22 protein-coding genes are annotated in these 20,000 nt (G+C 27.5%); 16 read left to right on the top strand and 6 right to left on the bottom strand.

Features of this window, described 5'->3' with window-relative positions; genetic code table 4:
* Nucleotides 1-21 precede the first annotated feature (21 nt).
* Both ACQH24_RS06280 and ACQH24_RS06275 read left to right on the top strand, forming a co-directional pair.
* On the top strand, nucleotides 22-543 hold the full coding sequence (locus ACQH24_RS06280) for a methylated-DNA--[protein]-cysteine S-methyltransferase (RefSeq protein WP_425379743.1): 522 nt from the start codon (nucleotides 22-24) through the stop codon (nucleotides 541-543).
* A gap of 107 nt (nucleotides 544-650) precedes the next feature.
* Entirely contained in the window at nucleotides 651-2,318 is a 1,668-nt protein-coding gene (locus ACQH24_RS06275; protein WP_425379742.1) for a hypothetical protein, read from the top strand.
* 527 nt (nucleotides 2,319-2,845) lie between these two features.
* On the opposite strand, the gene ACQH24_RS06270 is transcribed toward ACQH24_RS06275, so the two are convergent.
* Genes ACQH24_RS06270 through ACQH24_RS06260 form a run of 3 tightly spaced genes read right to left on the bottom strand, consistent with a single transcriptional unit; the run spans nucleotide 2,846 to nucleotide 4,163 of the window.
* On the bottom strand, nucleotides 2,846-3,508 hold the full coding sequence (locus tag ACQH24_RS06270; protein WP_425379741.1) for a ribulose-phosphate 3-epimerase: 663 nt from the start codon (nucleotides 3,506-3,508) through the stop codon (nucleotides 2,846-2,848).
* Nucleotides 3,501-3,707, bottom strand: coding sequence for a hypothetical protein (locus tag ACQH24_RS06265; RefSeq protein WP_425379740.1), 207 nt, complete (start codon nucleotides 3,705-3,707; stop codon nucleotides 3,501-3,503). The genes ACQH24_RS06270 and ACQH24_RS06265 overlap by 8 nt, the downstream gene beginning before the upstream one ends.
* 9 nt (nucleotides 3,708-3,716) lie before the next feature.
* Complete coding sequence (locus ACQH24_RS06260) at nucleotides 3,717-4,163, bottom strand: PTS sugar transporter subunit IIA (RefSeq protein WP_425379739.1); 447 nt, start codon at nucleotides 4,161-4,163, stop codon at nucleotides 3,717-3,719.
* Nucleotides 4,164-4,308: 145 nt separating this feature from the next.
* Between ACQH24_RS06260 and ACQH24_RS06255 the strand changes: the two genes are divergently transcribed.
* Both ACQH24_RS06255 and ACQH24_RS06250 read left to right on the top strand, forming a co-directional pair.
* Nucleotides 4,309-5,007, top strand: coding sequence for a MurR/RpiR family transcriptional regulator (locus ACQH24_RS06255; protein WP_425379738.1), 699 nt, complete (start codon nucleotides 4,309-4,311; stop codon nucleotides 5,005-5,007).
* Between the two features lie 219 nt (nucleotides 5,008-5,226).
* On the top strand, nucleotides 5,227-6,186 hold the full coding sequence (locus ACQH24_RS06250; protein ID WP_425379371.1) for a transposase: 960 nt from the start codon (nucleotides 5,227-5,229) through the stop codon (nucleotides 6,184-6,186).
* A gap of 192 nt (nucleotides 6,187-6,378) precedes the next feature.
* On the opposite strand, the gene ACQH24_RS06245 is transcribed toward ACQH24_RS06250, so the two are convergent.
* Both ACQH24_RS06245 and ACQH24_RS06240 read right to left on the bottom strand, forming a co-directional pair.
* Nucleotides 6,379-6,573 carry an IS3 family transposase gene (locus ACQH24_RS06245; RefSeq protein ID WP_425379737.1) on the bottom strand — a complete coding sequence of 65 codons (195 nt, stop codon included), beginning with the start codon at nucleotides 6,571-6,573 and terminating at the stop codon, nucleotides 6,379-6,381.
* A 191-nt stretch (nucleotides 6,574-6,764) separates the two neighbouring features.
* A complete protein-coding gene (locus ACQH24_RS06240) occupies nucleotides 6,765-6,896 on the bottom strand; it encodes a hypothetical protein (protein WP_425379736.1) in 132 nt (43 codons plus the stop codon).
* Nucleotides 6,897-7,722: 826 nt separating this feature from the next.
* Here ACQH24_RS06240 and ACQH24_RS06235 point away from each other — a divergent pair.
* The 12 genes from ACQH24_RS06235 (at nucleotide 7,723) to ACQH24_RS06180 (ending at nucleotide 19,063) form a co-directional block, all read left to right on the top strand.
* The gene (locus tag ACQH24_RS06235; RefSeq protein ID WP_425379385.1) at nucleotides 7,723-7,998 is read left to right on the top strand and encodes a transposase; all 276 of its coding nucleotides are present in this window, start codon (nucleotides 7,723-7,725) and stop codon (nucleotides 7,996-7,998) included.
* On the top strand, nucleotides 7,941-8,831 hold the full coding sequence (locus ACQH24_RS06230; RefSeq protein ID WP_425380681.1) for an IS3 family transposase: 891 nt from the start codon (nucleotides 7,941-7,943) through the stop codon (nucleotides 8,829-8,831). The genes ACQH24_RS06235 and ACQH24_RS06230 overlap by 58 nt, the downstream gene beginning before the upstream one ends.
* Nucleotides 8,832-9,115: 284 nt before the next feature.
* Nucleotides 9,116-9,340 carry a hypothetical protein gene (locus ACQH24_RS06225; RefSeq protein ID WP_425379735.1) on the top strand — a complete coding sequence of 75 codons (225 nt, stop codon included), beginning with the start codon at nucleotides 9,116-9,118 and terminating at the stop codon, nucleotides 9,338-9,340.
* A 327-nt stretch (nucleotides 9,341-9,667) separates the two neighbouring features.
* On the top strand, nucleotides 9,668-10,150 hold the full coding sequence (locus ACQH24_RS06220; protein WP_425379734.1) for a ribosome maturation factor RimP: 483 nt from the start codon (nucleotides 9,668-9,670) through the stop codon (nucleotides 10,148-10,150).
* A gap of 17 nt (nucleotides 10,151-10,167) precedes the next feature.
* Nucleotides 10,168-11,586 carry a transcription termination factor NusA gene (nusA, locus tag ACQH24_RS06215; protein WP_425379733.1) on the top strand — a complete coding sequence of 473 codons (1,419 nt, stop codon included), beginning with the start codon at nucleotides 10,168-10,170 and terminating at the stop codon, nucleotides 11,584-11,586.
* 19 nt (nucleotides 11,587-11,605) lie between these two features.
* On the top strand, nucleotides 11,606-11,881 hold the full coding sequence (gene rnpM / locus ACQH24_RS06210) for an RNase P modulator RnpM (protein WP_425379732.1): 276 nt from the start codon (nucleotides 11,606-11,608) through the stop codon (nucleotides 11,879-11,881).
* A 2-nt stretch (nucleotides 11,882-11,883) separates the two neighbouring features.
* Nucleotides 11,884-12,186, top strand: a complete 303-nt coding sequence (locus ACQH24_RS06205) for a L7Ae/L30e/S12e/Gadd45 family ribosomal protein (protein WP_425379731.1) — start codon at nucleotides 11,884-11,886, stop codon at nucleotides 12,184-12,186.
* A 23-nt stretch (nucleotides 12,187-12,209) separates the two neighbouring features.
* Nucleotides 12,210-14,066: a translation initiation factor IF-2 gene (gene infB, locus ACQH24_RS06200; RefSeq protein WP_425379730.1), complete on the top strand. Its 1,857-nt coding sequence runs from the start codon at nucleotides 12,210-12,212 to the stop codon at nucleotides 14,064-14,066.
* Between the two features lie 82 nt (nucleotides 14,067-14,148).
* Entirely contained in the window at nucleotides 14,149-14,847 is a 699-nt protein-coding gene (locus ACQH24_RS06195) for a DeoR/GlpR family DNA-binding transcription regulator (RefSeq protein ID WP_425379729.1), read from the top strand.
* Nucleotides 14,848-14,871: 24 nt separating this feature from the next.
* Entirely contained in the window at nucleotides 14,872-16,944 is a 2,073-nt protein-coding gene (locus ACQH24_RS06190; protein WP_425379728.1) for a fructose-specific PTS transporter subunit EIIC, read from the top strand.
* A 67-nt stretch (nucleotides 16,945-17,011) separates the two neighbouring features.
* The gene (gene pfkB / locus ACQH24_RS06185) at nucleotides 17,012-17,944 is read left to right on the top strand and encodes a 1-phosphofructokinase (RefSeq protein WP_425379727.1); all 933 of its coding nucleotides are present in this window, start codon (nucleotides 17,012-17,014) and stop codon (nucleotides 17,942-17,944) included.
* Between the two features lie 411 nt (nucleotides 17,945-18,355).
* The gene (locus ACQH24_RS06180) at nucleotides 18,356-19,063 is read left to right on the top strand and encodes an ABC transporter ATP-binding protein (protein WP_425379726.1); all 708 of its coding nucleotides are present in this window, start codon (nucleotides 18,356-18,358) and stop codon (nucleotides 19,061-19,063) included.
* A gap of 15 nt (nucleotides 19,064-19,078) precedes the next feature.
* On the opposite strand, the gene ACQH24_RS06175 is transcribed toward ACQH24_RS06180, so the two are convergent.
* The gene (locus tag ACQH24_RS06175; RefSeq protein ID WP_425379725.1) at nucleotides 19,079-19,921 is read right to left on the bottom strand and encodes a MurR/RpiR family transcriptional regulator; all 843 of its coding nucleotides are present in this window, start codon (nucleotides 19,919-19,921) and stop codon (nucleotides 19,079-19,081) included.
* Between the last annotated feature and the right edge of the window lie 79 nt (nucleotides 19,922-20,000).

Genomic DNA, 20,000 nt, shown 5'->3' with positions numbered 1-20,000 from the left:
GACAAGAAAGGTACAATCAATATGACTGCCCAAAAAATAATAAATTGATATTATACTAATTTAAAACTTAATAATTGAGATTTATATGTTGCTGTTTCTGATCAAGGAGTTACTTTTATTGGTTCAAATCATAAAGGGTTTGGTGAATTGGAATATTGGCAAAAGAAAAAAGAACCAAATATTACATTAATTACTGATCAAATTGGTAAAACAACCGAAGTAGTGACCCAATTAACAGAATACTTGGCAGGAAAGCGAACAAAGTTTACCTTGCGATTTGATTTTAATGGAACACCATTTCAGCAAAAAGTTTGAGAGGCAGTTGCAAAAACTCCTTATGGAACAACAACATCTTATTCTGATATTGCACAAAAGGTTGGTCATCCGCGAGCAGTACGTGCTGTTGGCACAGCAATTGGAAATAATTCATTAACAATTATTGTACCATGTCATCGTGTCCTTGGGAAAAATAATGCCTTACGTGGTTATCGTGGGGGTTTGGAAATGAAAGCAGCTTTATTACAATTAGAAAATATTTGATAAGTTAGTTTTTATTTTTTTTTATTTTTTTTTATTTTTTGTTAAAATAAGTAATGATATTGTTTTAATTAAAATAAAATTTTTAATTAATATTAAAAGGAGAAAATACAATGCGAAAAATTCAGACAATAATAAGCAGCTTATTAGTACTTGGTTCTACTAGTACAGTTTTAATTCCTGCTACTAGTTTTATTATTCAGAGAAACCCTCATCAACAATTATATTCAGCTACTGATTCAAATGGTGTTGATAATTATGTTTATTCTGGGTATTTATTACGTTATTTTATTTACAAATCTTCCAATATTAGTACGAATAGAACTGTCAAAACATTAGAACAAAATATTGTTGATAATAAAGATGTAATTTATTCATCAAGAGTTGATACAGATAATGTAACTATGGATAATGTGGATGAATTTGAAAAAGCGTTAATGGCAGCAATTGTTAATATTAGTATTTATGGAATGACTAATTGAAAAGAATTTTTTGCGGAATCATATTCAAAATGAACAACGACTCCGGATGTTATGAAAAATAAGAGCTGAGAAATCTTAAATAATTTTTTTGTAGATATTTATCCATATTTTCAAAGTAATAACTTTGGAGCAAAAGAAAATACTTTAAAAAATAGTTTGGCCTACATTAATAACTATGTTGCTAATTCAAAAGCTCCAGTAGCTGTTTATGATATAACTTTAACCTCAAAACGAACTAATGTTGTTGATCTGAAATATCAAGGAACTTTTGGCTCAAGATTTGGATTGCAGCAAGAAATTCCAACCGATATAAATCTTTGAGGTTATAGTTATACTTATAATGCTCTTAGAACAAGTTTAACAATGTGACAAACAGAAGGTATTGAAGATGTTAATAATGATATTATTGATTTTAATGGTAATGTTTTACGAAATAATATTATTGATTTTAATGGTAATAATTTATCAGCTGGTTTAGCAAATATGATGAATGATTCATATACTAAAGCTTCAACAACATCATTGAAAAAATATGATGATTTTATTAGCAAAGCAAAACAAATGCATTATAAATCATTTGATAAATTAAATGATGATTTAAAAAAAATCACAACATATGAAACTGATGATTATCAAACGGGAAATACCATTTTCTTAAAAGATAGTGTTACAGCGATGAAAAATTATTATGGATGAGGCGAAAATACTGTTCGTGATTTTGAACAACAACTTTTAGATTTGTTTAATATTACGTATCTTATAACTGGGGACAATTTTAGATATTTTTTAGCTGGATTCTTATTTTCACCTGACGCTCCGTTGGCAGGTCAAGGGCAAGCAACCGAGGCATATATTGCATATAGTTTTTATCAAAATCGGATTACACAACAGATCACATCAAGTGCTTATGCTTTTATTATTTTCTCAGCAAAAGGTTTTGATGATAACTCACAAAAAGGTGTTAGTAATGAATATAAAATGGGATGATGAAGTTCACCAAATATTTTTTGTAGTTTAAATCATGAAATGGGTCATGCTGTTGATGTTTATTATGGTATGACAGAAAGTGCGCGAGCAAATGCGGCAAATCAATTTGACAATATTTTAAATTCCCTAGGAATTAAGGGGCAATATAATGTCAATGTTTTTGGTTTTGATAATATTGTTAATTATGATAAAAAAACAAATGTGATAAAAATTGTTTTAATTAGTGTTTTTGGTGTTTTGTGTGCAAGTATTATTATTGCTATTATTTGAAGTACTATTTTGAGAAAAACAAATCGGAAAAAACAAAATTAAAAAGAATATAATTGTGGCATCTTTTTAAGTAAGAAAGACATATAAAATGAATAATAAGAAACAAATGATGAAATTTAGTTTTATTGTTTTTACTATGTGAGCCAATTGGTTTGGGATAAATTTGAGGGCTATATGGTTATATTAATAAGAATCAAGGATTTTATTTCTTCTTAATTTATACTTTTCCAATATTAATTGTTGGAGGTCCATTATTAATCTTTGAATTTAATTTGGGAAATCCGCACTGCTAAAATCTTATTAATATTCTTGCGCAAAAAAATATTTATTTCAGCAGATTTATTGATTGATTTCAATTGACATTAATAATTATTAAAATTTTCTATGAAGTTTTAATTTATAAAAATTTTAATTATAAAAAATAAAAAAAGAATGACACTTGTTAATTACACAATATCATTCTTCTAGTTTGATTTTTAAATGTTTATTTTTTATATAATAATTTATTTTTATTTAAAATAAATAAGTATCTTAGATTCTTTTTGAGATATTAAATACAAAGACAGATCTTAAATTATATTCTTTAATTTTTTTAAGAAAGAAAAATAATTCTTTTCTGAAAATAATATAGAACCTACCACAATTAAATCAATATTACTCGTAATTATTTTATAAAAATTATTTCATCGAATACCTCCGTCAATTTGAAATAATAAATTCGGATTTTGTTGTTTTAATGTGGGAATTTTTTTAATATTATGTCAGACATCAGGGTCAAAACTCTGTCCTGTAAAACCAGGCTTTATTGCCATTAGAGTAATCAAATCAATTTTTGTCAAAAAATCTTTTATTTCCTCAATTTGCTCGTTAATGTCTATTGCTATCCCAACTTTAATATTGTATTTTTTTATTTCATTAATTAAATTTAAAACTTCAATCTTATTTTTAATGCTTTTTCAATGAAATGTAATATAATCTGCATTTGAAAATAAGGCAATTTTATTTAATATATTAACAGCCATAATATGGACATCAATTATTAAATTAGGACAATGTCTTTTAATATCATTAAGTTGTTTTGGACCTAAAGCATAATTTTCTACAAATTGTCCGTCCATTACATCAAAATGAATTCATTGTATTCCTATTTTAATTAGTTTTTTTATTTCTTTTTTAAAATTAGATGTATCAGCACAGTAAATAGAGGGAGTTATTATAAATTCTTTATTCATTTTCAAAAGAATCAATAATTTTTTTATTTACATTTATATAACCAACTTCTGTACTGCTAATAATATCACTAATAGTATTTCTATTTTTAAAAAACAAGTTAAATAAATTAACCCGTAATAGGTAAGTTTTTATAAAATCAGTTTTTAATTTGCTAATTACACTGATTAGAATATTTGTCATTTGTGAAAAATTTAACATTTTGCCTCCTTAATTATCATATTTCTTTACAATATTAATTAGTTCAATTGTTGAAGAACACTTTTTAATATCAGTTAAAAATTCTTTTTTTGCAAACAGTTTTGCTATTTGTTGTAATAATTCAATATGTGAAAAATTATCTTCTGCAGAAAGAGCTAAGCAATATTTAATATGATATTTTTTCTCTTCCTGAAAAGCAACTGGAATCTTAAAATATGTAAAACTTATTCCAGTTTTCAAAATTGTTGAATCAGGCATAATATGTAACAGGGCTAGTTTTGGGGCTAAAATATAATATGGTCCTAAATCATTTGTAATTTTAATAATTTTTGTTGGAAAATCATTTTGGACATAATTATTTTCAATTAATAGATTGGAACCTACTTTAATTGCTTCCTCTCATTTTTTAATTGGCTTTTTAATATATTGTAATAATTTTTTATTAAAAATTTTCATTTTTATATACCTTTCTATTTTTAAATGTATTTTAAAAAATAAGTTTATAAATTACAATAAAATGAATATTTTTTGCATTTTTTTATTAAAATGAATATTTTTTGCAAATTTAATACATTATAAATTTTAATAAAGGGGGAATTAAATGATTCCGATAATTATTATTGATTTATATTATTTAACATCTTTGGAAAAATATATAGTATCTGAAATTAATAAAAGACCAAAATATTTCTTAAGTAATTCTATAACAATAATTAGCCAAAATTTTGGAATAGCAACATCAACTATATCCAGATTAGCAAAAAAAATAGGATTTAAAAATTTTAAGGAACTTAAGATATTTATTGGTGAAAAAATTAAGCAAATTAAAACTAGTTTTGATTTTCAATACAATGATAAATTATCTAATATAATTCAAAATATTAAGAATATTAATTTATATTCTATTTTTGATACAATTAATAATTTAGATTTGTTAGAAATAAATGACATCATTAATTGTATTTTTATTTCTAAGCGTATTTTTGTCTTTGGAGTTGGATCTTCTATTATGATTTGCTCTGAATTAAGTAATAGTTTAATTAAATTAGGTTTTAATTCTTACACATCTCAAGATTTTTATGAACAATTATTATTTTTAAATACATTTAAAAATAATAATATGATAATTTTATTTTCAAAAGCTGGATATACTCGTGAAATTAATGAATTAGTTAAATTATCAAAAAAGAATAATATAAAAACTATTTTAATTACAAATGAACATCAAAGTAATAATTTTATCAATCCAGATTACAAAATTTTATATTATAGTTATTATCATGAAAAAATTACTTCTTAAGTATTTCTAATAAAATATCTGAATTAATTATAAGCAATATTTTAGTAACAATGTTAATGGAAAAAACCACCAGAAAAATATCAAGAAATTCAAAAAAGTAAATCTTTAATTGATAATTAAAATACATAGGAAATTACTTTAATTTTGTCGAAAACTCTTGATATTTATAGAATATATCTAATTTTAGGTATATTTTTAATATATAGAGGTAAATAATTGATGGAAAAAATAATTACAGAATTAAAAAACAGTTTTACAGATGATCAATTTTTAGAATTTGCTGAAAAAATAAAAAAAGAAGCAGAAGTAATCAAAAAACAAAAACGTTTAAATGAAATTGATCAAAAATTTAGAGATAAAGGCATTATATGTCCTGATTGTAAATCTTATCATTGTGTTAAAAATGGTCATAATCCCGAAGGAAAACAAAAATATTTATGTAAAAAATGTCGTGCTAGTTTTGATGCTTTTCGTCATCATTTTACTTATTGAAGTCATTTAAATTATGAACAGTGAAATTTATTAATTCAAATTTCATTATTAGGACAATCTAGTAAAATAATTTCCCGTTTTATTAAAACAACACCAAAAACTGCTTGATATAATCGTCAAAAATTAATGCAATCAAAACAATTAGAAAATACTCAATTAAAATTTAAAAAATTAAATGGTCAAATCCAAATTGATGAAACTTTTATTAAAGAAATCCATAAAGGTAATTTTAAAGATAAATTTGATAAACGAAAAACTCATCTTGATCCATTTTCAACTAATACCAAATGCTGTATTCAAATGGTAGTTGATAGCAATAATAATATTTTTGTTCAATCCACCAATACCAAACGATTACAAAAACAATGAATTATTGAAAATATGAATAAGCAATTAATTAAAGAAAAATCAATAATTATTTCTGACATGCAACCATTATATTTATTAGTAGCAAAACAAACAAATTCTACTCTATATTCTACCAAAACTAGTACAAACCCTGATACTAGTTATCGAAAGTTAAATAAGATTAGTAAATTACAATCGAGTCTTAAAGAAGCCTTAATTCATTATCATGGTTTGGGTTTCACTAATATTCAAAATTATTTAAATCTATGAAAATGAAAATACCAACATAAAGGTTTAACACCAAAACAACAATCAACGGTATTATATTTTAACGTTTAAAAAATTTAAAGCAAAATCATGATCTTAAACAAAATTATTTTTCAAATTGTCATATTGATGATTTTTTTATTTCATCAAGAGTTTTCGACAAAATTAAAGGGAAATTATCATATGAATTTAAAAATTAATTTTGGAATTGCAAGCGTTCTTTGGGCAAATTTTATGTAGAGCAAAAAAATTCTTATATTCAATTTATGATAAATAATTTAATTTGCTACGAATACTAACATTATTATATCAATTTATATAATCAAATAATTCTAATTTAAATTGTTCAGTGCTTTCAAATTTTTTATTTTTAATTAATTCTGTTTTTAAAATTCTATAAGTTGATTCAGCAACTGCATTATCATATGGGCAACCTGGTTTACTATAAGATTTTGTCATATTGTTCTTAGATAAAAGATTACAAATATTATTGTTAAATTCACGACCTTGATCAGTATGAAATATTTTAATATTATCTAAAGAAAATTCAAGTTTTTAAAAGTACTTTCAACTAATATGGCGTATTTATGGGAACTACCATAATAGTTAATAATTTCACGATTAAATAAATCAATCAAAAAACAAACATATTATCACTTACTTCTAATAACAACTTGTGTTAAATCACTGACACCAATTTCATGTAGTTTATAATTATTAAATTCTTGATTCAATAAATTATTATATTTATATGTAACATTACTTGTATTTGATCTTTGCATAATTTGAAGCTGGATTATATTTCTGCATCATTTCATTGTTTTTATTTGTGGTAATATAATTTTTTCTTGTTTTAACATAGTTTTAATTTTTATTGTGTCATAGTTTTGCGACTTTTTAAGAAAATCCTTATATATAGAATTAGTAATAATATTGTTTGAATTAGGATTATTTTGCTTTACTTGATAATAAAATGTAGCTCTAGTAACTTTTACTGTTTTGTATAAATTAGTAACTAAATATTTTTCTTTGCTTTTTTGATGATTACTATTTTTTGTCTATTACCAGTTTGATTTGTCTTAAAATATTGTTTTTCACTTGGAGTTGTTTATTTTCCTTTCTTAGTTGTATTAGTTTATTTTCCGCATTAGAAGGATTATCTTTTGCCTTAAATGAATCTGAATTATTAAACTTCTGAACTCATTTTCAAATAGTTGTTTACCGATCTGAAAATCATTGACTAACTGTTCAGGTATTTTCCTGTTTTATAAAGACTAACAATTCGCTGTTTAAATTCATTGATATAATGTTTTTTTCCATAATTAGACCTACATTTATAATTTAATTATAATCTTTACTTTACATTATTGTTGTGTAATTTATCTTAACCTATCCAATATATTTTTTCTGGACTTTTGGATAGGATACTTATATGAAAGGAATGAATAGTATGTAGACTAGAACTAAAGTCCTTTTTTAAAACTTGGTTTTCCAAGTTATCCCAAGTGTTCGCAGCTCTATACATGCATTAATGGATAGGTTAAGATAAATTGGACAACAATAATGTAGAGTAAATATTTATAATTAAATTACAATGGAGGTGTAATTATGGCAAAGAATCATTATACCGATGAATTTAAGCAACAAATTGTTGGTCTTTACAAAATGGGTCAAACTCCTGAACAATTAGCCAATGATTACCAAATTGGTAAATCTACTGTTTGGAAATGAGCTCACCAATTTAGTAACTCGGACTCATTTAAAGCTAAAGACAATAGAACGCCAGAAGAAAACGAATTAATTCAATTACGTAAAAAAGTTAAACAATTAGAAATGGAAAATGACATTTTAAAGCAAGCAACACTGATAATCGGCAAAAAATAGCAATCATTAAAAATAACAAAGCAAAATATCCAATTATTAATTTATGTAAAACATTGAAATTGGCTAGATCAACATATTACTATCAATTAAAAGCAAATAATCCCAAGAATAATCAAAACATTGATAATGCTGTTATCAGTATTTTTCTAAAAAGTCGTAAAAATTATGGAACAAGAAAAATTAAAATCATGCTAGCTCAGCAAAATATTATATTATCTCGTGTAAAGATTAGTAAAATAATGAGAAAATATAACTTAATTTCAAATTATACAAAAATCAAATACAAACATTCAAATACAAGCAATGTTACATATAAATATAATAATTTATTAAATCAAGAATTTAATAATTATAAACTACATGAAGTTGTTGTCAGTGATTTAACATATGTTTTTATTAATAATAAATGATATTATGTTTGCTTTCTAATTGATTTATTTAATCGTGAAATTATTAGTTATGATGTTAGTTTACACAAAAATGCAAAATTAGTTAAAAATACCTTTAATAAACTTAACTTTACATTAAATGATATTAAAATATTTCACACTGATCAAGGTAGTGAATTTAACAACAATCTTATTTATAACTTTTTAACTAAAAATAACATTCAAAAGTCTTACAGTAAACCAGGTTGTCCTTATGACAATGCTGTTGCGGAATCAACATACAAAATTTTTAAAACTGAATTTATTAAAAATAATAAATTTAAAAACATTGAGCAGTTTAAATTAAAATTATTTGATTACATTAATTGGTACAATAATATTCGAATTCATAGCAAACTAAATTATTTAACACCAGTAAAATACAGAAATTATTACTCTACATAAAATTTGTCCAAAAAACCCTTGCCATTCCACCTCCATTGTAATTTAATTATAAATATTTACTCTACATTATTGTTGTCCAATTTATCTTAACCTATCCACCATTAGTTCCTAATCAAGATAAGATTCAACAAGTTTTGAATTATATTAAATGTAATAGAAAAGGGATAGAATCATATCAATATTCATGGTGTCTAGGAGTTTGTGATGAAGGACAAATTTCACATAATTTTAAACAAACGTTAGGTTATGGAACTAAAATATTGAATTAAGAGACTTTACGTAATATGATAAATTTAAGACTTGCAAAATTAAATGGATTTAAACCAATTGAAGCATTGATTTATAATGAACTAATAGAGTTAAAAAAATTGGATCAATTTAATAAAACTCCTCGTTGAATTAATATTAAGAATATAACTGAATATAAAATTAATGAAGTAAGTACACCAATTATATATTTTGATAATTATTCATTAGATAGAACAGTAAAGGCTTTAATAATTTATTAGTTTTTAAATATATTATTTTAAAAATAATTGCCTTTTTAGTTTGCAAAAAAGTTATTTTAGGGTTAAATTAAATTAGAAAATTAAAGAAACTTAATTTTGTAGACGTTTAACTAAATAATATAAAGATTTTTTCAAAAAACTATGGTTTTTCGAGAATAGTCGGTACATAAAACTTTATTCCAAGATTTAATTAAAAATTATTGCATTTTTATTAATAAAGGATTACAATAACAATGTAATTAAAAAAGGAGAAGAGAGAGCACAACAGTGCTCTTTCTTTAATGCCAAAAATTTTAATTATAATTATTTATGAAAGGATGGTGTTGTATGGAAGAATTGATTAAAGAACAAGGACAGTTAAAATCAGCTTTGGAATCTTATTTAGCAAAGCAAAGCTTAACATTATTTGCAATTAATTATTTGCAAGATTTTGGTACTAATGTTGTGCAAATTTTAATTGAAGATCAAACAACAGTGCTTGATTTAGATCGGTTAACAATTATTAGTGAAGATATTAATCATCTTGTTGATGACCTTGACTTATTCACGGAAGAATACTTGTTAGAAGTTTCAACACCAGGTGCGGAGCGACCCTTACGGGATTGAAATGAAGTCCAACAACAAGTTAATCGTTATGTTTATTTTGAATTTATTGAAAAAGTTAATAATCTTTTAGCAGTTAGTGGGGAATTAACAACGATTAGTGATAATCAAACATTAACGGTTAATTATTTTGTTAAAGGTGCTCCTAAAACCTTACATACAACTTATCAAAACATTAAATTTGCGCGTTGTGCAGTTAAATTTTAGAAAGGATATATTATAGCATGATTGATGGTGCAAAACTATTAGTAACAATTGATGAAATTGTTAGTGAAAAACAAATTAGTCGTGATTTAATTTTAGAATCAATTAAGGAAGGAATTAAAAAAGCGTACGAAAAACATTTTGATCCAGAAGCAATAATTATTGTTGATATTGATCAAAAAACAGGACAAATTAAAGTTGAAAAAGAATTAACAGTTGTAAAAAAAGTTGAAGATGATTTGTTAGAAATTGGCCTAAATGAAGCAAAAGAAAAATATGGTGAACAAATTACGGTTGACGATAAAATTTATGAACCAGTTAACTCAGAAGAATTCTCGAGATTAGCAATTTTTCAAGTTGGTCAAATTATTAAACAACAAATTAAAGAAGCAGAAAAAGATTCAATTTTTGATGAATATATTGTCCAACAAGGTCATTTAATGACAGGGATTGTGATTGCAGCAGAAGAAAAATATTTGCTAGTGGAAGTAGAACGAACATTTGCCTATATTCCTCGCCGAAATTTATTTTTTTCTGACCAATATGAAGTTGGTAAACAAATTACTTTTTTAGCAGAAGATATTGTTAAATCAAAAAATGCTGGCCAAATTACTGGTTCACGAACAAGTAATGATTTTTTATATCGTTTATTAGAGCGTGAAATTCCTGAAATTTTTGAACAAGTAATTGAAGTTAAAGCAATTGCCCGAGATCCTGGCCGCCGTAGTAAAATTGCTGTTTATAGTACTAATGAAAATATTGATCCAATTGGTGCTTGTGTTGGAAGTAAAGGAAGTCGAATTAATAAAGTTACTGCGGAATTACAAGATGAAAAAATTGATATTTGTATTTATGATGACAATAGTCAACAATTTATTATTAATTCATTATCCCCAGTTAAAGTAATTTCAATTATTACAAATGAAGAAGGCAAAGAAGCCGATGTTGTTGTTCCGGATGAACAATTATCGTTAGCAATTGGGAAAGGTGGCAGTGCAGCTAAATTAGTTGCGAAGTTAACAAAATGAAAACTAAACATTATGAGTTATAGTGAAGCATTAGCAAAAGAAATTGAAATTTTATGAAATGGAAATTTAACAAGTAATGAATTGTCAGTTCTCCAAGTTAAATTGAAAGATAAAATTAGAGGAAAACAACCTTTTCCAGCCCCTGCTGCTCCGGTAGAAATGGTCGCTGACTTACCAATTGAAGAATTTGAAATTATTGAAGAAGAAATGGCTGAAGAAGCAATGATTGTTAATGAAGATGAATATCAGGTTGATGATTTGTCTGAGACAGTTCCGGAAGTATTAGAGGAAGAAATTCAAGAAATTGAAAAAAACATTTCTTATTTTGGAAATGAACAACAAGAGAATCAAGATGAGGATGAAGAAATTAATTATGATGATTATGATGACTATTATGATCAAGATAAATAATTAATTAGGAGGGATATCAATGGCAAACCATAAAAAAACCCCACTTCGAAAATGTGTTGTTTCCCAACAAATGTTACCAAAAAAAGAATTAGTAAGAATTGTAAAAACACCAAGCGGTGATATTATTATTGATCCAACTGGCAAAGCGAATGGACGGGGGGCCTACTTACGTCCAACATTAGAGATCTATGAAAAAGCAAAGAAAAATCATGCGTTAGAACGCGCTTTAAAAGTAAAATTAACTAATCAATTTTATGACATGTTATATAATGAAATTAGTGAAGGGTGAGATTAATAATGCTAGATCAGAAAGGTTATAGTTATCTGGGATTGGCAAAAAAAGCTGGGAAACTAGTAACAGGAGCCCTATTATTAACAGCAATTAAACAACAAAAAGTTTTTTTAGTGTTAAATAGTATTGATGGTGGGGTAACACAAGCAAAAAAATATGAACAGAAATGTTTTTATTATCACATTCCTTATTTTAAATGTCTTGAAACAACATTAACACAACAAGCATTAGGAACAATAAATGTTAAAACAATTGGCATTAGTGATCGTCATCTTGCACAAAGTTTGCTTACTTTATTAACTAATTAGAAAGAAAAAAGGAGGAGGGACAGATGAGTAATCAAAAAAATAATAAGTCAAATAAGAAATCATTGGCAAAAAATCAACGTAATCGTATTCAATCCCAATTAAAAACAGTTGAAGCACATATTAACGAGGGAGTTTTTGTTTATTCAGAAGCATTAACAATTGCTTCATTTGCAGAAAAAATTAATAAGCCAGTTAATGAGATTATTAAATATTTTTTTACCAAAGGAATTATGTTAAATCAAAATACTTATTTAACTGAAGAACAATTAGGAGAATTATGTTTGGAATTTGGATTAGATTTTAAACGTGAAAAATCAGTTACGCACGAAAATTTAATTGAAAGTTTTGAAGTTAATGATGATGATAAATCATTAGAAAAACGCCCCCCAATTGTAACAATTATGGGCCATGTTGATCATGGTAAAACAACCTTGTTAGATACAATTCGTAATACAAATGTTGTGAGTACAGAACATGGGGGAATTACGCAACACATTGGTGCTTATCAAATTAAAACAAAAACTGGAACAAAAATTACCTTTGTTGACACCCCTGGTCATGAAGCTTTTACCCAAATGCGCGCCCGGGGAAGTGCTGTTACCGATATTGTCGTGTTAGTTGTTGCTGCTGATGATGGGGTTATGTTGCAAACAAAAGAAGCAATTGATCATGCCAAAGCAGCTGAAGTACCAATTATTGTTTTTATTAATAAAATTGACAAAGCTGGTTCAAACTTAGATAATGTAATGATGCAATTATCGCAAGAAGATTTAACCCCTGAGGAATGGGGTGGAACAGTACCATATGTTAAAGGAAGTGCAAAACAAAAACAAGGAATTGATGAGTTATTAGATACGATTTTGCTAATGGCGGACTTAATGGAATTAAAAGCCAATCCGAATCGTTTTGCCTTAGGAACTGTTATTGAATCGCATATTGAGCGCGGATTAGGACCAGTTGCAACATTATTAGTACAATCAGGTACACTAAATATTAAAGATGCCTTAGTAGTAGGTTACACCTTTGGATATGTTCGTGATTTATCAGATGAAAGTGGTAAGAAAATTAAAACAGCGGGTCCATCTACACCGGTTATGATTCATGGTTTAAATGAAATTCCAAATGCGGGGGATCGTTTTATGGTCTTTCGAGATGAAAAATTAGCGCGAGAAATTGCCTTAAAACGAAAAACAACAGATACAGTTAACAAACGTTATAAGAATCAAATCTTTTCATTGGAAAGTTTATCAGAACAAATTAAAGATGGGCAATTAAAACAAATAAATATTATTTTAAAAGCTGACACCCAAGGAGCAGTGGAAGCCGTTAAAGCAAGTCTGCAAAAAATTAATATTGCCGGTGTAAAAATTAATGTTTTACGGGCAACTGTTGGTGGAATTTCAGAGAGTGATGTTACATTAGGTTTAGCAAGTCAAGCATTTATTGTTGGTTTTAATGTTCGTCCAACTGCTCATGTGCGAAGAAAAGCCGAAGATGAAGGCGTTCAAATTCGTTTACATACGGTTATTTATAAATTAACCGAAGAATTCATTGCGGCAGCCGAAGGAATGTTAGATCCAGAAATGGTTGAGGAAGTGTTAGGACAAGCGGAAGTTCGTCAAATTTTCCGTCATTCTGATATTGGGGCGATTGCTGGTTGTCATGTCACTGATGGAGTTATTCCCCGTAAAGCACGCGTTCGTATTTTACGAGATGGGGTTATTGTTTATGATGGTGAATTAGCATCATTAAAACATATTAAAGATGATATTAAAGAAGCAAAAGTTGGCGCTGAATGTGGGTTAACAATTAAGAAATATAATGATTTAAAAGAACAAGATGTGATTGAAGCATATATGGAGAAAGCTGTTACAAAGTAGCAGTTTTTTTCTTTTTTGGTTTTTTTATGTCATTTTTGGTTGTTTTTGGTTTAAAAATAGTTATAATTAAAGTGGTGAGATGATGTTAAAAGAATTACGATGAGAAAAAATTTTAGCTTGTTTAGATGATCAACAATTAGTACTTGTTAATGACTTAATTATAAAATTGCAATTATCACCAACAACGTTGCGTCGTGATTTAACAGCAATGGAACAGCAAGGTTTATTAAAACGAGTCCATGGTGGGGTTAAATTACAAAAAAAACGGGAATTTCAATTAGAAGAACAATTGAATGAAAAGATTCAACGTTATGCAGAAGAAAAGTATCTTATTGCACAACAAGCAGTTAAAAAAATTAAACCCAAGATGAGTCTTTATTTAGATGCTGGTTCATCAACGTTAGCTTTAATTAAATTAATGCGACCAGAAGATGACTTAGTTATTATTACCAATTCAATTTTTCATGTTGAATTATTAGCTTTAGCGGGTTTTAAAAATGTCTATGTTTTAGGTGGTAAATATAAACATCAGACCGGAGCTTTAATTGGCTGAGAAGCAGTTAGTACTTTACAAAAGTATCATCTTGATTGTGCTTTTTTAGGAGTTAATGGAATTAGTGGCCCTAATTTATACACAACAGATCCCGATGAGGCAATGATTAAAGCCGAAGTTATTAAGCAAGCAACTAAGAGTTATGTTTTAGCTGACAAGTCAAAATTTAACATCAAATCATTAGTAAAATTTGCTTCAAAAGCAGAAGTTGAAATTATTACAAATTAGAAGAAAGGAAATAGTTGAATAATTATGAAAATAACTGATTATTTTGCCGCTGCGACAACGCTCTTAAAAAATCCAGCTAGTAATAAAGCCGAAGTTTTTAAGATGTTAACAACGGCGTTAGAAAATACTAAAATTATAACTAACGAAGAACAGGTTATTAAAGCGTTAGAAAAACGGGAAACAGAAGGGCCAACGGGTGTTGGTGATGGTTTAGCAATTCCCCATTGTTCAAGTAGTAGTGTTACAAAACCAGCAATTGCAATTATGACATTAAAAAAAGCTGTTGATTGACAAAGTTTAGATCAAAAACCAGTAGATGTTATTTTTATGATCATAACTCCAGAAAAAGGTGGAGAGCAGCATTTACAAGCTTTAGCGCACCTTGCTAGTTTTTTGGGTAAAAGTGAAGTTGTTGCTAAGGTTAGAGCAGCAAAAGATTTTGCTGATATTATTGCTGCTTTTACGGAATCATCATCGGCGGTAAATCAAAACAGCCAAACAAAAAATGATGGTCATTATGATGTTGTTGGAATTACAGCTTGTCCAACTGGTATTGCTCATACTTTTATGGCAAAAGAAAAAATGGAAGAAGCTGCAAAAGCAATGGGATTAACAATTAAAGTAGAAACGCAAGGGCGTGGGGGTAATGAAAATGTTTTGACTAAGACTGATATTGCCAATGCCAAAACAGTTATTCTAGCAATTGATAAAAAAATTACTGGAATGGACCGAATGAATGGTATTTCATACTTAGAAACAACTACGAAAGATGTTATTTATCATGGCCAAGATGTTATTAATGATGCCCTTGCAGGAAAACGTTTAACTGTTGGAAAAACTAATAAAAGTGGTACTGATGAAGTCGGTGAATTAACTTTAAAAAATTTTAAAGATGTTACAAAAAACCTTCTTGGAGGAGTATCACGAATGTTGCCATTTGTTGTTGCTGGTGGAATTATTTTAGGAATCGGATTTTTATTAGATTCAGGTAATTCTGGTGGTAATTTTGGAGTAACAAGAGATATTGCAGCCTGATTTTCAGGATTAGGAAAAGTTATTTTTGGAATGATGGTTCCAATTTTAGGAGCATATGTTTGTTACTCAATTGTTGGACCGCAAGGTTTATTACCCGGAATGACCGCGGGATTAATTGCTAACGCACCAAGTATGTTATATGATACTTCGACAAAAGTAGGATGAGCTAATACATGAGGACGCTTATTCCCTGATTCAATTTCAAACTTTAACTCAGGGTTTTTTGGCGCTTTAATTGGTGGATATCTTGTGGCATTTGTTGTATATGGTTGTCAAAAGGGCTTTGCTCGTTTTCATCCATCAGTACGTGGTGTCCGTGATATTGTCTTAATTCCTGTTTTAACAGCATTAGCAGCAGGAGTCTTAATGTTTGGTCTTAATATTCCATTAGGTTATTTAAACTATGGATTAGGACTAGGATTAAAAGCCATTGCGGATTATAATTTAAGTGCTTTAATTGGAATTATTATTGGGTTAATGATGGCCGCTGATATGGGAGGGCCAATTAATAAAGCCGCTTATGTCTTTGGAACCTTAACGATTGATGCTACGCAAAGTGCTTATGCTGGCATTCGTTCCTCAAATGGGGGAACAGTCTTTATGGCGGCGGCAATGTTAACCGGAATGGTTCCACCATTAGCATTAGCGTTATGTACAAGAATATTTAAAAAATATTGAACAAAAAAAGATGTTGAACAAGGAAATACCAACTGGTTCTTGGCCGCTTGTTTTATTACTGAAGGGGCAATTCCATTTGCTGCTTCCGATCCGAAACGAACAATTCCGTCAATTATGGCCGGAAGTGCTGTTACCGGAGCAATTGTTAGTGGTTTTGGAGTAACCTTAGCGGCACCACATGGTGGGATCTTTGTTTTTCCATTATTACAAATTCAAGATAATGGTAAAAACTTATTTACAATTGCAAATCAAGGTCTTTCAATTGGGATTGCTGTCGTGATTTCCGTTGTGGCCTTAATTATTGGTAGTTTAATTAGTACCTTAATTCTTGGTTTTTGAAGAATGCATGCTATAAAAGCAAAAAAAATTACTTTAGCAGTTTAAATTAATTCATAAAAACCCAAATAATTGGGTTTTTATAATTTTAAAATAAGAAATAGAGGAGCAAAAAATGATTTATACATTAACATTAAACCCAGCAATTGATCAAATTATTGAAGTAACTAATTTTCAGGTTGGTGAAACAAATAAAGCGGTAAGAGAATATGACATTATTGGGGGAAAAGGAATTAATGTTGCTATTATGTTACAACATTTAGGTTATGCAACCACGGCCTTAGGATTTTTAGGGCATGATAACAAGGAAATATTTGAGCATTATTTAGCAGATCAGAAGATTCCCTTTTATTTTCATCCTGTGGTTGGGAAAACCCGTACAAATATGAAAATTAAAAGTTTAGATATTAAACAAGAAACAGAATTAAATGGGGTTGCCTTTACGATAACATCCGCAGATGTTGAGGCAATCTTAACTTTAATTAAAACAAAATTAACAAAAAATGCTTGTTTAATTATTTCTGGTTCATTACCCCGTAATTGTGATCCTAATCTTTATCAAATCATTAGTACATATTGTCATGCGCAAGGTATTTTATTTGTTGTTGATGCCACAAAAGAGATATTATTGTCAACTTTGGCAACTCAACCATTTTTAGTTAAACCAAATTTAACAGAATTAAATGAACTATTTAATACAAATTATCATTTTAACGAAATAAAAGAAATTATTGCTTTAGGACAGAATTTACGCCACCAAGGGGCCCAAAATGTTTTAATTAGTAGTGGACAAGATGGTAGCATTTTAATTTCAGCCGAGGATGTTTATATTGCTAATACGGCAACGGGACAATTAGTAAATTCAGTTGGAGCAGGTGATTCGATGGTCGCTGGTTTTGTTGGAACTTATTTAGCAACAAACAATTATCAAGAAGCTTTATTAATTGGAATCTGTGCTGGTTCAGCAACTGCTTTTAGTCCGGGAATTGCTGATCAATCATTAGTTGAAAGTTTAAAGCCACAAATTAAGATTACTATTTTTAAATAAAAAATGATATTTTATAAATATGCAATGTTTCTTTTAACTGAGATATATAAATAAAAATCTTTCAAGGTTATTATTAATATATATAGTTAGGAGAAACATTTTTTATAAAATATCATTTTTTATTTAACGTCGATATTATTATGTTTATCTTACATTCCTAAATTGTATTTATGATTTTAGCAATTAGGGTATCATGAAATTGGTAAACAATATGCAAACTAGAGTTCTTATTTTTTTTATTTAATCAAATAATTAAACTTTTTTCTAAAAAATTATTAATCTTAGTAAGTTATATTTGAATTATATTATTTTAAGTATTTTTTTGGTACTGAAATAATCAAAAACATTGTTAAGGACAATTTAATGATAGAATAAAAAAGAGTTTAATTACTGTTATTAAAGGAGCATATTATGGCAGAAGTTATTTTGGAAGTTAAGATGGTTAGTAAAAAATATCATCAGAAATATGTTTTAAAAAATGTTAATTTTATGATTCATCAACATGAAAAAATTGGTTTAATTGGCGCGAATGGAAGTGGCAAATCAACATTAAGTGAAATTATTGCCGGAGTGCGGAAAACTAGTAGTGGGGAAATTATTTATCATCAAGAGTTAACAATCGGGATTCAATTTCAACAATCACAGTATCCACCTGGATTAACCCCATCGGATATGATTAAGTACTATTGTGATACTTTTAAATTAAATTTAACGCCAACAGAAATTAAAGCATTAGTTGAAACTTACCAATTAACAGAGGTTATGAAAAAAAATATTGCAAAATTATCCGGGGGTCAGCAACAGCGCCTAAATATCTTATTATCAGTCATTCATCAACCACAATTAGTAATTTTAGATGAAGTTTCGACAGGATTAGATATTGCTGTTAAAGAGGCTATTTTTCAATTTTTAAAACAAAATATTATTACCAATCAACGAGCAATGGTTTTGGTCTCACATAATATGGAAGAAATTGAACGATTTTGTGATCGGATTATTTATTTAGCTGCTGGGGAAATTAAAGCGGATTTACCAGTAGCAAAAGTGGTTAAACAATATGGCAGTCTTTTTAACTATACGAAAGAAATGTTTGACTTTGAACAAAATAAAAATTCTTAAATTTTAAAAGAATTTTTATTTTTTTATTGCACCTTTATTGTATTCTTCGGTAATTGCATTTGCTGCTTTAATTTTATCTTCTAAATTTGGATGAATTTTTAATAAACTACGGAATATAATATCTGAGATTAATATTTGCACAATTTTAGATGATAAAACAGGAAAACGTTCATTTTCTTTTGTATGAACTTTAAAGAGAATTTTATGTTTAATTTTGTATAGTTGCTCAGCATTAGGATTGTTTGTCACAAGGGCAATATTAATCGCAAGTTTATTTGCTAAATTAATAACATTAACAATTTCATTCGTTTTTGCTGATTTACTAAAAACAATAATTAAGTCATCTGAATTAACATTTTGCATTGTGACCATTAAGGAATGGATATTTTCGGTTGTAAAGCAATTATAACCAATCATATTTAAGTTGCTATGTAAAACCCGACAAGCGAGAAATGAACTTCCAATCCCAAAAGCGAAAATTCGTTTTTTAATGACGATATCATTAATTAAGCGATCTAAAGCTTCTAAATCAATATTATCAATTGTTTCGTGGATACTATAAGAATAATAGACACGCATATTATTTACAATATCTTTTAATTTCATGGTTTCATTAGTTTCGTAATTTTTGTTCAAAAAATTTAATCGTTCATAAATATGCATTTGTAATTCTTTAATGTTTTTAAAACCTAAGTGTTTTCCCATCCGAGTGATGGTTGATTCACTAACATAATAAGCTTTCGCCAATTCCGAGATGGTTTTACTGGTAAAAAATAAAGGATCTTTGATAATTTGCTCAATAACTGATATTTCTGTATCAGTTAAGTTAGTTTTATCATATGTTAATAAGGATAACATAGGAACTCCTTTCTTAACGCTACCATGAAAATTATTTTCATAATACCACCTATTTTTATTTTACAACATATTAGATAAA

It is taken from the genome of Spiroplasma endosymbiont of Stenodema calcarata, from assembly GCF_964031205.1.
Lineage (GTDB): Bacteria > Bacillota_I > Bacilli_A > Mycoplasmatales > Mycoplasmataceae > Spiroplasma.
Note: the sequence above shows the minus strand (reverse complement) of the source record. Positions and strands in the feature narration are given on the sequence as shown.